Annotated in this window: 12 protein-coding genes; 9 read left to right on the forward strand and 3 right to left on the reverse strand. The window is 62.2% G+C overall.

What is annotated here, in order from left to right:
- The first annotated feature begins 3 nt into the window (after positions 1 to 3).
- Genes bioA through bioB form a run of 4 tightly spaced genes read left to right on the forward strand, consistent with a single transcriptional unit; the run spans position 4 to position 4,389 of the window.
- Positions 4 to 1,365, forward strand: coding sequence for an adenosylmethionine--8-amino-7-oxononanoate transaminase (gene bioA / locus ABH944_RS02030; RefSeq protein WP_404604135.1), 1,362 nt, complete (start codon positions 4 to 6; stop codon positions 1,363 to 1,365).
- Positions 1,362 to 2,582 carry an 8-amino-7-oxononanoate synthase gene (gene bioF / locus ABH944_RS02035; protein WP_404604136.1) on the forward strand — a complete coding sequence of 407 codons (1,221 nt, stop codon included), beginning with the start codon at positions 1,362 to 1,364 and terminating at the stop codon, positions 2,580 to 2,582. Before bioA ends, bioF begins: the two co-directional genes overlap by 4 nt.
- On the forward strand, positions 2,579 to 3,304 hold the full coding sequence (gene bioD, locus ABH944_RS02040; RefSeq protein WP_404604137.1) for a dethiobiotin synthase: 726 nt from the start codon (positions 2,579 to 2,581) through the stop codon (positions 3,302 to 3,304). Before bioF ends, bioD begins: the two co-directional genes overlap by 4 nt.
- Before the next feature lie 35 nt (positions 3,305 to 3,339).
- Complete coding sequence (gene bioB, locus ABH944_RS02045; protein ID WP_404604138.1) at positions 3,340 to 4,389, forward strand: biotin synthase BioB; 1,050 nt, start codon at positions 3,340 to 3,342, stop codon at positions 4,387 to 4,389.
- 217 nt (positions 4,390 to 4,606) lie between these two features.
- On the opposite strand, the gene ABH944_RS02050 is transcribed toward bioB, so the two are convergent.
- Complete coding sequence (locus ABH944_RS02050; RefSeq protein WP_404604139.1) at positions 4,607 to 5,614, reverse strand: sulfate ABC transporter substrate-binding protein; 1,008 nt, start codon at positions 5,612 to 5,614, stop codon at positions 4,607 to 4,609.
- An 84-nt stretch (positions 5,615 to 5,698) separates the two neighbouring features.
- On the reverse strand, positions 5,699 to 6,319 hold the full coding sequence (locus ABH944_RS02055; RefSeq protein ID WP_404604140.1) for an RBBP9/YdeN family alpha/beta hydrolase: 621 nt from the start codon (positions 6,317 to 6,319) through the stop codon (positions 5,699 to 5,701).
- Between the two features lie 284 nt (positions 6,320 to 6,603).
- Here ABH944_RS02055 and ABH944_RS02060 point away from each other — a divergent pair, with 284 nt between their 5' ends.
- Genes ABH944_RS02060 through ABH944_RS02080 form a run of 5 tightly spaced genes read left to right on the forward strand, consistent with a single transcriptional unit; the run spans position 6,604 to position 10,593 of the window.
- A complete protein-coding gene (locus ABH944_RS02060) occupies positions 6,604 to 7,545 on the forward strand; it encodes a 2-hydroxyacid dehydrogenase (RefSeq protein ID WP_404604141.1) in 942 nt (313 codons plus the stop codon).
- Positions 7,546 to 7,591: 46 nt separating this feature from the next.
- Positions 7,592 to 8,515, forward strand: coding sequence for a hydroxymethylglutaryl-CoA lyase (locus ABH944_RS02065; protein WP_404604142.1), 924 nt, complete (start codon positions 7,592 to 7,594; stop codon positions 8,513 to 8,515).
- 37 nt (positions 8,516 to 8,552) lie between these two features.
- Entirely contained in the window at positions 8,553 to 9,053 is a 501-nt protein-coding gene (locus ABH944_RS02070) for a YbaK/EbsC family protein (RefSeq protein ID WP_404604143.1), read from the forward strand.
- A gap of 41 nt (positions 9,054 to 9,094) precedes the next feature.
- Positions 9,095 to 9,652 (forward strand): DUF1289 domain-containing protein, encoded by a 558-nt coding sequence (locus ABH944_RS02075; protein WP_404604144.1) that lies wholly within the window; start codon positions 9,095 to 9,097, stop codon positions 9,650 to 9,652.
- Positions 9,649 to 10,593, forward strand: coding sequence for an MBL fold metallo-hydrolase (locus ABH944_RS02080; RefSeq protein ID WP_404604145.1), 945 nt, complete (start codon positions 9,649 to 9,651; stop codon positions 10,591 to 10,593). Before ABH944_RS02075 ends, ABH944_RS02080 begins: the two co-directional genes overlap by 4 nt.
- A 230-nt stretch (positions 10,594 to 10,823) precedes the next feature.
- On the opposite strand, the gene ABH944_RS02085 is transcribed toward ABH944_RS02080, so the two are convergent.
- Positions 10,824 to 11,717: an alpha/beta fold hydrolase gene (locus ABH944_RS02085; RefSeq protein WP_404604146.1), complete on the reverse strand. Its 894-nt coding sequence runs from the start codon at positions 11,715 to 11,717 to the stop codon at positions 10,824 to 10,826.
- Between the last annotated feature and the right edge of the window lie 114 nt (positions 11,718 to 11,831).

Raw genomic sequence — 11,831 nt, forward strand, 5'->3', positions numbered from 1 at the left:
GTTTTGAACCTGAACAACCCGCCAAAGCCTGCACCCGATGACTGGGTTGCACGCTCGCTACGCGCCGTATGGCACCCGTGCACGCAAATGAAACATCACGAGCGCACACCGCTCGTGCCCATCGCACGCGGCAAAGGCGCGTGGCTCTATGACCACGACGGCCATCGCTATCTTGATGCCATCAGCTCGTGGTGGGTCAACCTCTTCGGCCACGCAAATCCTCACATCAATGCGGCGCTGAAGGATCAGCTCGACACGCTCGAACACGCCATGCTCGCCGGTTGCACGCACGAACCTGCCGTCCTGCTCGCCGAGCGTCTGCACGCGCTCACGCAGCACACGCTGGGCCATGCGTTCTTCGCCTCCGACGGCGCATCGGCAGTTGAAATCGCGTTGAAGATGAGCTTCCACTTCTGGCGCAACAGCGGCCGTGCGGAGAAGCGCGAGTTCGTCTGCCTCGCGAACAGCTATCACGGCGAGACTATCGGCGCGCTCGGCGTGACCGACGTCGCGTTGTTCAAGGACGCCTACGATCCGCTGATTCGCCATGCGCACGTAGTGACATCGCCGGATGCCCGCCAGGCCCGCGAAGGCGAGACGGCACGTGATGTCGCGCAACGCGCGCTCACCGATATGAAAACGCTGTTCGATGCCAAGGCCTCGCAGCTTGCAGCCGTGATCGTCGAGCCGCTGGTTCAATGCGCAGCCGGCATGGCGATGCACGATCCGTCATATTTGAAAGGACTGCGTGTTTTGTGCGATGACTACGGCGTGCATCTCATCGCCGATGAAATCGCTGTCGGGTGTGGCCGCAGCGGCACGTTTTTCGCATGCGAACAAGCGGCGATCTGGCCGGATTTCCTGTGTTTATCGAAGGGAATCAGCGGCGGCTATTTGCCGTTATCCATCGTGCTCACACGCGATGAAATCTACGCCGCGTTCTACGACGACGACATGACGCGCGGTTTCCTGCACTCGCATTCGTACACGGGTAATCCGCTCGCGTGCCGGGCCGCCCTCGCGACGCTCGACCTGTTCGAAAGCGCTAACGTGCTTGAAGAGAACCGCCGGAAATCGTCCGTGTTGCGCGCTGCGCTGAGCCCGCTGCAAGATCATCCGCACGTCAGGAACCTGCGTGAACGCGGCACGATCTTCGCGTTCGATGCGATCATCGAAGACCCCGTCCAGGCACGCTCATTCTCGCGCCGTTTCTTCGAAAAGGCCTTGAAACACGAGCTATTGTTGCGACCGATAGGCAAGACCGTCTATCTGATGCCACCGTACATCCTCAGCGACGACGAACTCGCGCTACTCGCCGAACGCACCCGCATGGTCTTCGACGCCACGTTATCGGAGGCTGCATGAGCACTACATCGCCCGCTCTTTTCGAGACCCTTGAACAAGGGCTCGCCGATATCGAGCGCAACGGCTTGCGTCGTCGCCGACGCATCGCCGACAGCGCCTGCGCCGCTCACATGACGGTGGACGGACGCGAGATCATCGGCTTTGCCAGCAACGATTACCTCGGGCTCGCCGCGCACGAAACCTTGCGCGAAGCACTCGCGCAAGGCGCACGAAAATACGGCGCGGGCAGCGGCGGATCGCATCTGCTCGGCGGCCATTCACGCACGCATGCGAAGCTCGAAGACGACCTCGCGGCATTCTCCGGCGGATTCGTCGACCAGGCGCGAGCGCTGTACTTCAGCACCGGCTACATGGCGAATCTCGCGACGTTGACCACGCTAGGCGCTGCGAACAAGTCAGGCGGCCGCGACACCCTGATGTTCTGCGACGCGTTGAACCACGCGTCGCTGATCGATGGTGCTCGCCTGTCGCGTGCGCAGATTCGCATCTATCCTCACGCTGACGCCGAAGCACTCGGCGCAATGCTGGAAGCATCCGCGAATGACGGCGGCACGAAGATCATCGTCACGGATTCGGTCTTCAGCATGGACGGCGATATCGCTCCGCTTGGTTCGCTGCTCGAGCTGGCGGAGCGTCATGGCGCATGGCTGGTTGTCGACGATGCGCACGGCTTCGGCGTCCTTGGTCCGCAAGGCCGCGGCGCGCTGGCCGAGGCTGCGTTGCGCTCGCCGCATCTCGTGTACGTGGGCACGCTGGGCAAGGCAGCGGGCGTGTCCGGCGCGTTCGTGATCGCGCATGAAACGGTGATCGAATGGTTCGTGCAGCGCGCGCGTCCGTACATCTTTACGACGGCATCGGCGCCAGCGGTGGCGCACGCGGTATCGGCCAGTTTGAAGATTATCGAAGGACAGGAAGGCGATGAGAGGCGTGCGCATCTCGCTACGTTGATCGAGAGTACGCGGGCCATGCTAAAGCGCACGCGATGGTCGCCCGTGGATTCGCATACGGCGGTTCAGCCGTTGATTATCGGCGGCAATGAAGAGACGCTGAGGCTTGCCGCCGCACTCGATGAATACCGCATGTGGGTGCCCGCCATCCGGCCGCCGACAGTTCCGGTTGGCACATCGCGCCTGCGCATTTCGCTTTCTGCGGCGCATAGCCACGACGACCTCGCCAAGCTCGACGAGGCACTGCAAACCTTGAGCAACCGATCATGACCACGCCGCTCTCGCTCTTCGTCACCGGCACAGATACCGAGATCGGCAAGACGCTCGTATCCGCTGCGTTGCTGCATGGCTTTGCCGCACTCGGCCTGCGCGCCGCCGCGATGAAACCTATCGCGGCGGGCGCGTTCGAACGCGACGGCGAGTGGCACAACGAAGACGCCGATCAACTCGATGCCGCCGCGAACGTTGCGCTGCCGCCGGCCATACGCACGCCGTTCCTGCTGAAGGAAGCCGCCGCGCCGCACATTGCAGCGGCGCGCGAGAATGTGTCGCTGGATATTGCGCGGATCGTGGAAGCGCATCAGTTCGCCGTGCAGCAAGCGGACGTGGTGGTGGTGGAAGGCGTGGGCGGATTCCGCGTGCCGCTCACCGATGTCCACGATACCGCCGACCTCGCGTTCGCGTTGAACCTGCCGGTCGTGCTGGTGGTCGGCATGCGGCTCGGCTGCATCAGCCATGCGTTGCTGAGCGCCGAGGCAATAGCCGCGCGAGGCTTGCACCTGGTGGGCTGGGTGGCTAACCAGATCGATCCCGCCATGCTGTTTCCTGCTGAAAACATCGAAGCAATCCGGCTGCGGCTGGACAGTCAATACAACGCGCCGCTGCTCGGCACCGTTCCCCGCCTTACGCCGCCCGATGCTCGCGCGGCCATGGCTTACCTCGATACCTCCCTGCTGCTGGACACGCTTCGTTCGGCGGGCTCGGGCCAGTAATTCATCGTTATCCGCAAAACGAAAAGGATCCTCACATGACGCAAGTGCAATCCACCGACAAGACGGCTCAACCCGCCACACCGCAAACGCTGGCTCGCTGGCGCGTGGCGGATATCGTCGCGCTCTATGACCTGCCGTTCAACGACCTGCTGTTTCGTGCACAGGGCGTGCATCGCGAACACTTCGATGCCAACACGGTTCAGCTCTCCACGCTGCTGTCGATCAAGACCGGCGGTTGCCCGGAAGACTGCGCGTATTGCCCGCAGTCGTCGCATCACGACACGGGGTTAAAGGCCGACAAGCTGATGGCCGTCGATGAAGTCCTGAAGGCTGCCGAAATCGCCAAGTCAAACGGCGCGACGCGTTTCTGCATGGGCGCGGCGTGGCGCAATCCGAAGGACCAGCATCTCGAACCGATCGCCGACATGATTCGCGGCGTGAAGGCGATGGGCCTGGAAACCTGCGTGACGCTCGGCATGCTGGAAGCGCATCAGGCGGAACGTCTGCGCGACGCGGGGCTGGATTACTACAACCATAACCTCGATACATCGCCGGAGTTCTACGGCCAGATCATCTCGACGCGCACGTATCAGGATCGCCTGGATACGCTCGAACATGTCCGCGATGCCGGTATCAACGTGTGTTGCGGCGGGATTGTCGGCATGGGCGAATCGCGGCGCGAGCGCGCCGGGCTGATCACGCAACTGGCGAACATGGAGCCGTATCCGGAATCCGTGCCTATCAACAATCTGGTGCAGGTCGAGGGCACGCCGCTGACGGGTACGGCTTTGCTCGATCCGTTCGAATTCGTGCGCACGATCGCGGTTGCGCGAATCACGATGCCCAAGGCAATGGTGCGCTTGTCGGCGGGACGCGAGCAGATGGATGAAGCACTGCAGGCGCTGTGTTTCCTCGCCGGCGCGAACTCGATTTTCTACGGCGACCAGTTGCTGACGACAAGCAACCCGCAGGCTGAAGCCGACAGGAAATTGCTGGAGCGGTTGGGAATGCAGGCGCAAGCGTCGCAGCAGACGCAGGCGGCAGAGGCTTGTGAGGTCAAGTGCGGGCACGCACAGGTGCAGTGACGAGTAGGTCGTTTTGCCGCGACGGCGCGGTGAACTGCTGTTGATGTACGGAATCCCCCGCGATCAATAGATTCCGGGGGATTTTTTTTGGTCGCGCCGTACCTGCTCTCCGCAGGAGGCAAGAAGGTACCCACTAAGCGGCTCAAACGAACTTAAGGGGCAATAAATTGCCCCTTAAGTTATGTGTTCTTTTCAAGCAAAGCGGTCAATCACCCCTTTAATTCTTATCCACGATCACCTGATCGAACGTGCCGCCATCGGAGAAATGGGTTTGCTGCGCTTTCTGCCAGTTGCCGAAAACCTGCTCGACCGTGAACGTCTTGATCGGCTTGAATTCGCTTGCGTGCTTCGCCAGCACCTCTGCGTTACGTGGCCGCAGATGATGCTGCGCGATGATTTCCTGTGCCGCCGGCGTCCACAAATAATCCAGGTACGCCTGCGCTTCCTTGCGCGTGCCGCGCTTGTCCACGACCTTCGCAACCACCGCGACCGGCGGTTCGGCCAACAAACTCACCGACGGATACACCGCGTCGAAATCCTTTCCACTCGCGCCCGCGTTCATCAGCGCCACTTCGTTTTCAAATGTCACGAGCACGTCGCCAATACCCCGTTGCGTGAACGTCGTCGTCGCGCCACGCCCGCCCGTGTCCAGCACCGGCACGTTCTTGAAGATGGCTTTCTCGAAGTCCTGAGCCTGCGCGTCGGTCGCGCCCTGCTGCTTCTTGTAACCCCACGCGGCCAGATACGCATAACGCCCGTTACCCGAGGTCTTCGGATTCGCGATCACGACCTGCACGCCGGGGCGCGCGAGATCGCTCCAGTCCTTAATGTTCTTCGGGTTCCCATGACGCACCAGAAACACCATGGTGGTCGTGTACGGCACCGCGTTATTCGGCAGAAGCGTGCGCCAGTTGGCCGGCACCAGGCCGCCGCGCTCGACCAGCAAGTCGATGTCGTTCGGCTGATTCATCGTCACCACGTCAGCCTGCAGACCCTGCATCACCGACAACGCCTGCGCACTCGACGCCCCATGCGACTGGCGCACGGAAAGCGTCTCGCCGGTCTTCTGCTTGTAGTCGGCAATAAACGCGGTATCGATATCCTTGAACAACTCGCGCGTGACGTCATAAGAGACGTTGAGCAGCGCTGTATCCGCGTGAGCGAACGTGGTGAATGTAGCGAAACCCAGCGCCGCGATTGCTGCCCAATGCTTCAAACCCGCCATACATCCCCCGATTATTCGAATAGTGAAAACCGCTGCGAAGCGGCGATTCTATCGAAAAGCCGGGGCTGTATTGCATCGGACAACTCATCCATACGCCGCCTGTTCGAAATGCTCGAAGCGGTCGAACACGTCGGGTTGCTCAGCGAAATGCGCGGGGGCTGCGCAATGAATCAGGGTATCGACAAAATATTTTGCGCGTGGCCACGGACCGAACCCCGACGCCGTATTGATGTGCCCGGCATCGCCCAGGTTCACGAACGCGCTGCCCAGCTGGCTCGCGAGACGCATCGCCTGGTCGAAGGGCATCCACGGGTCGGTCATGCTCGCAATCAGCACCGACGGCACCCCGAGACGGCGCGGTTCGAATGCACCCGCGAACCTGAACTTGTCCGGGCTTGCCGGTGCGACAAACAGCACACCGGCAACGGCGTCGCCGGTCAGCCCCTGCCCGATCGCATGTGCGGCCGCGAGGCAACCGAAGCTATGCGCGGCGAGAATGACGGGACCACGGACGCTGGCCACCGTATCTGCAACGGATTGCGCCCACACGTCCAGTCGCGGCGCGTCCCAGTCCTCCTGCTCCACGCGGCGGGATCTCGGTAATTGCCGCTCCAGCCACGTTTGCCAGTGCGCACCCTCGCTGCCGTGCAAGCCCGGAACGGTAACAAGCCGCGGCGGCCAGGCCGATGTACTGCATGAATTCATGTGAACCTCGCTGCCGGCCCGTAGCCCGCATGGTGAGGAACAATTCTGCTGCGTAAGCGCCCCGGCGCGAACCAAGTTTTCGTCATTTGGTTATCGGCGGCGATCGGGCGATGGTCGGGGCTTAGTCCCCGGCATTACGCGTGTTATTGGGAGAAACCGCAGCAAAACCGCGGAGAAACCGCGACGAAGCCGAGGCGAAACTGCGGCGAAACCGTAAAATGAGCTTAGTTTCGGACACAATTCAACGATCCGCGCGCCCTTATCCCCGTGAACACGAACCTTCAATGAAGATCATTCTCTACGAGCACCACACCGAGGCCTCGCTCTGGCTTGACGATCTGGCCCGCGCACTTCCCGGCGCCGATGTGCGCCTGTGGCAACCCGGCGACACCGCCCCCGCCGACTACGCGGTCGTCTGGCGCGCGCCGCCCGAGCTGTTCGCGAACCGGCCGGACCTGAAGGCGGTGTTCAACCTCGGCGCAGGGGTAGATGCCATCCTCGAAGTCGAACGCAAGCAGCCCGGCACACTGCCGCCCAGCGCGCTGCTCGTACGCCTGGAAGACAGCGGCATGGGCCACCAGATGGTCGAATACGCGGCCCACACGGTGCTGCGCTACCTGCGCCGCCTGGACGAATATGACGCGCTCCAGCGTGAGCATCGCTGGCAAAAACTACCGCCCTTTGCGTTGAAGGACTTCACGGTCGGCGTGCTGGGCATGGGCGTGCTCGGCGCGCGGGTCGCGCAAGCGCTGGCGGCGTTCGGCATGCCGGTGCGCGGTTTCAGCCGTAGCAAGCGGGATGTTGAAGGCGTCAGGACTTTCGCCGGCGACGAACAGTTCGAAGCCTTCCTCGACGGCACGAGGGTGCTCATCAACCTGCTGCCGCATACGCCGGATACCGAAGGCATCCTGAACCGGCGCACGTTCGAACGGCTCGCGCCGGGCGCGTATCTCGTCAATCTGGCGCGCGGCGGACATCTGGTGGACGACGACCTGCTCCACGCCATGCAAACGGGCCAGATCGCCGCCGCGACGCTCGACGTATTCCACACCGAACCGCTGCCGGACAACCATCCGTTCTGGCGCACGCCGCGCCTCACGATCACGCCGCATATCGCGGCCGAAACGCTGCGCGAAGAAAGCATCGAGCAGATCGCGAACAAGATCATGGCGCTCGCGCGCGGCGAGCCAATATCCGGCATAGTCGATGTGAAACGCGGGTATTAAGGGTCATCGATCCGCAAAGACAGACACGTATTCAAAGGAGACAGCCATGCTGCCGGCCAAGGTAAAAATCGTCGAAGTGGGGCCACGCGATGGCCTGCAGAACGAAAAGGAATTCGTTTCGACCGAGGTAAAGGTCGAACTGGTAAACCGGCTCGCGAACGCGGGTTTGCAGAACGTCGAATCAGCGTCGTTCGTCTCGCCGAAATGGGTGCCGCAAATGGCCGACGGCGCAGCGGTGATGGCCGGTATCGAGCGGCGTCCGGGCACGATTTACTCGGCGCTCACGCCGAACCTGCGCGGCTTCGAAGCGGCGCTGGAAGCGAAAGTCGATGAGATCGTCATCTTCGGCGCGGCCAGTGAGGCGTTTTCGCAGAAGAACATCAACTGCAGCATTGCGGAAAGCATCACGCGCTTCGAACCGGTCGCGAAGGCGGCGAAAGAAGCGGGCTTGCGCGTGCGCGGCAGCATTTCGTGCGCGCTGGGCTGCCCGTACCAGGGCGACGTGCCGATAGGCGCCGTGGTCGATGTCGTGCAGCGCATGAAGGCGCTCGGCTGCGATGAAATCGATATTGCCGACACCATCGGCGTGGGCACCGCGGGCCGCACGCGTGACGTGATGGCGGCGGTGTCGAAGGTGTTCCCGCGCGAACGGCTCTCCGGCCATTTCCACGATACCTATGGTCAGGCGGTTGCGAACATCTATGCGTCGCTGCAGGAAGGCATCGAGATTTTCCACGCCTCGGTGGCGGGACTCGGCGGCTGTCCGTATGCGAAAGGCGCGACCGGCAACGTCGCGACCGAGGACGTGATCTTCCTGCTGAACGGACTCGGTATTGAAACCGGTGTCGATCTCGATCAGCTCGTGGAAATTGGCGACTTCATTTCGCGGGCGATCGGCAAGCCGAGCGCATCCCGTGTCGGACGCGCGTTGCTCGCGAAAAAACGCGACGGCGTGGCGCCCTGCGTTTGATCGTCAACTCAAGCTCATTAATCCGGAAACGAACGCAATGAACGAAACACTCGACGCCCTGCCAGAATCCGCCCGCCGCGTGGCGCTCCTGCTGCAGGAACGCGGGCACACCAGCCCCGTCGTCATGCTCGCCGAAACCGGCAAAACATCGGCCGAAGCGGCAGCCGGCCTCGGCTGCTCGGTTGCCCAAATCGCCAAATCAATCCTGTTTCGCCGTAAGAAAGACGACGCACCGGTGCTCGTCATTGCGAGCGGCGTGAATCGCGTCGATGAAAAGAAAGTGGCCGAACGTGTAGGCGAACTCGCCCGCGCCGACGCCAAGTTCGTCCGCGAGAAGACCGGCTACGCAATCGGCGGCGTGTGTCCGATCGGCCATGCCACAACGCCTCTGACGCTGATCGATGAAGACCTGCTCGCGCTTGACAGTCTCTGGGCCGCCGCCGGTCATCCGCACGCGGTCTTCAATCTGACGCCGCGGGAACTGGTCGCGCTGACGGGCGCGCCGGTCGCCGATGTCGCGCTGCGCGAGACTGCGTGATGTCTGAGGCCGCTGCATCACCGTGTATCGATGTATGCAGGATGAATCCATCGACGGGGCTTTGCGACGGCTGTTTTCGCACAATCGATGAAATTGCCGGCTGGTCTTCGTTCGATGACGCGCAAAAAGCGGCGGTCCTGACGCAAGCGCAGGCACGCAGGAAAGCGCCGCGACTGGTGCATATCGGCGAGCGCTTCACGGCCACGCTGGCGTTGCCGCCCGATTCGATCAAGTCGTTCGCCACGCTGGTGAACGATCACAATCCGCTGCATCACGACGATGCCTACGCCGAAGCCAGCCGCTTCGGATCGCTGATCGCATCGGGCACCCAGCCCACCGCGCATTTGATGGCGATGCTCGCCACCCACTTTTCCACCTACGCCCAGCCGCTCGGCCTTGAATTCGGGATCAAGCTCGCGCGCGCGGTCAAGGCGAACGACGTGCTCGCGATGAGCTGGCAAGTGACCGGGGCCCACTGGAAACCGAGCTTGAACGGCGATCTCGTGAAGCTGGAAGGCCAGGCGCTGAACCAGCATGGCGAGGTCATGGTCAAGGCAAGCGCGACCATCGTCGTGATGCCGAAGGAGCCGGACGCATGATCACGTTTCCGGCATCCATGCGGGTGTTTGAGCGCGGCTGGCTGTCATCGAACAACGTGCTTTTCATCGATGACGAGCGTGATGGAGATGACGGCCGTGACGCGCATGGAATACACACCGCGCTGGTCGATACCGGCTATGCGATACACGCTCCGCAGACGCTGGCGCTCGTGCGGCAAGCGCTTGGCAACGACCGCACACTCGATCTGATCGTAAACACGCATCTGCATTCGGACCATTGCGGCGGCAATGCGTTGCTGCAATCGAGCTTCATCTGCGAGACGCTGATTCCGCAAACAGAAGCCGACGCCGTGCGTGAATGGGACGAAGACAAACTCACGTTCCGCGCGACCGGGCAGCGTTGCGAGCGCTTCGGTTTCACCGGCACGATTGCCCCGGGGGCAACGCTCCGGCTTGGCGGCCTCGACTGGTCGGTGCTCGGCGCGCCCGGTCACGATCCGCATTCGCTGATGTTGTATTGCGCTGAACAACGGCTGCTGATCAGCGCCGACGCGCTGTGGGAAAACGGCTTCGGCGTGATCTTTCCCGAACTGGAAGGCGAAAGCGGCTTCGCGGAGCAACGCGCGGTGCTCGAGTTGATCGCTACGCTGGACGTGCGTGCAGTGATTCCCGGCCACGGCGCGCCGTTTACGGATGTATCGACGGCATTGGATATCGCTTTCTCGCGAATCGACTATCTGCGTGCCGACCCCGTGCGTAACGCGAAGAATGCGCTGAAGGTGATGATCGTGTTCAAGCTGATGGAGTTGCGCTCAATGCCGCTCAGCGCATTGCTGCTGCTCGTAGATAAAGCCGGAGCAATGCGCGCCGCCGCGAACCTGCTCTCCAATGACCGTCCGGGATTAGTGCGCAAGTATCTGGCCGAACTGGCGGCGAGCGGTGCGCTGAGGGTGGAAGGCGAGACAGTAAAGATCGGCTGAAAGCGCAGGCGCACCATGCGAAAACCCGCAACAACCTGCAACAGCCAAAAAGAAAGCCGCTTGTCAGCTATCGACTTTTCATCGAACGGCCAGGCCCAAGCGGCGGAATTTTGTTGACGTGATCAGCGCCGACTGCATCGTAGCGCGCCTGTTTTTGAGATGCATCGGTGCTTTCCCTACAGAAAAATAACAGCCGCTTGAACGCGCCATGACGCGAACGTGCTGCACCCTTATGCCTCCTCGCTTGCCTCGAAAAAAGCGAGCATTTCCGCGAGCAATTCGTCGGGTACTTCTTCCGGAATATAGTGGCCCGAAGGCAACGCGCGGCCACTGACATCGCGTGCGACACGACGCCATTCGGCCAGCGGCTCGAAGCATTGTTCGATCACACCTTCCTGCCCCCACAACACTCGCAGCGGACACGCGAGCCGCTTGCCGCACTCGATATCCGCGCGATCGTGGTCGAGATCGATCGTCGCCGACGCCCGGTAGTCCTCGCACATCGCATGCACCGCGCCGGGCTGGCGCAGCGCGTCGCGGTATGCCTGCAACGCATGCGGCGCAAAGGGTGCAAGACCTGCGTGGCGACTGCCCATCACGCGCTCGACATAGGCATCGGGATGCGCGCCGATCAGCAATTCCGGCAAGGGCTCGGGCTGGATCAGGAAGAACCAGTGAAAATATGCAGTGGCGAAGGCGCGATCGGTAGCTTCGTACATGGCGAGCGTCGGCGCTATGTCGAGCAGCATCAGGCGGTCGACAGCCAGCGGGAAATCCAGCGCCATCCGGTGCGCCACCCGCGCGCCGCGATCGTGCGCACAGACCATGAAGCGCTCGAAGCCGAAGTGCCGCATGACCGCTACCTGATCGGCGGCCATCGCGCGTTTGGAATAGGGGGTGTGCCGCGCGTCGCTGACCGGTTTCCCCGATGCGCCGTAACCGCGCAAATCCGTCGCGATGACGGTGAAATGCTGCGCCAGGATGCCAGCCAGCCGATGCCAGATCTGATGTGTCTGCGGGTGGCCGTGAAGCAGCAGAAGCGGCGGCCCGTTGCCGCCCTTCATGCCGAAGAGTTCGACGCCCGCGGCATCGAAGGTGAACGGCTCGTAGTCTTCAAACGGCATGGCTTGAATAATTCAGCGTGACGGGAAAAACATTGTAGGCGTCCTCGCCGATACTAAACTGCTTGCTGGCAGGCGCTTTCGTAGAAGCTGAAGACTTCTTCCAATGTCCCTGGT

It is taken from the genome of Caballeronia udeis (assembly GCF_044909315.1).
In the GTDB taxonomy this organism is placed as follows: domain Bacteria; phylum Pseudomonadota; class Gammaproteobacteria; order Burkholderiales; family Burkholderiaceae; genus Caballeronia; species Caballeronia udeis_A.

Excerpts from the sequence above, each read along its gene's own strand:
- bioF (WP_404604136.1), top strand. The coding sequence starts at position 1,362 with ATGAGCACTACATCGCCCGCTCTTTTCGAGACCCTTGAACAAGGGCTC.
- bioD (WP_404604137.1), top strand. The coding sequence starts at position 2,579 with ATGACCACGCCGCTCTCGCTCTTCGTCACCGGCACAGATACCGAGATC.
- bioB (WP_404604138.1), top strand. The coding sequence starts at position 3,340 with ATGACGCAAGTGCAATCCACCGACAAGACGGCTCAACCCGCCACACCG.
- ABH944_RS02050 (WP_404604139.1), bottom strand. The coding sequence starts at position 5,614 with ATGGCGGGTTTGAAGCATTGGGCAGCAATCGCGGCGCTGGGTTTCGCT.
- ABH944_RS02055 (WP_404604140.1), bottom strand. The coding sequence starts at position 6,319 with ATGAATTCATGCAGTACATCGGCCTGGCCGCCGCGGCTTGTTACCGTT.
- ABH944_RS02060 (WP_404604141.1), top strand. The coding sequence starts at position 6,604 with ATGAAGATCATTCTCTACGAGCACCACACCGAGGCCTCGCTCTGGCTT.
- ABH944_RS02065 (WP_404604142.1), top strand. The coding sequence starts at position 7,592 with ATGCTGCCGGCCAAGGTAAAAATCGTCGAAGTGGGGCCACGCGATGGC.
- ABH944_RS02070 (WP_404604143.1), top strand. The coding sequence starts at position 8,553 with ATGAACGAAACACTCGACGCCCTGCCAGAATCCGCCCGCCGCGTGGCG.
- ABH944_RS02075 (WP_404604144.1), top strand. The coding sequence starts at position 9,095 with ATGAATCCATCGACGGGGCTTTGCGACGGCTGTTTTCGCACAATCGAT.
- ABH944_RS02080 (WP_404604145.1), top strand. The coding sequence starts at position 9,649 with ATGATCACGTTTCCGGCATCCATGCGGGTGTTTGAGCGCGGCTGGCTG.
- ABH944_RS02085 (WP_404604146.1), bottom strand. The coding sequence starts at position 11,717 with ATGCCGTTTGAAGACTACGAGCCGTTCACCTTCGATGCCGCGGGCGTC.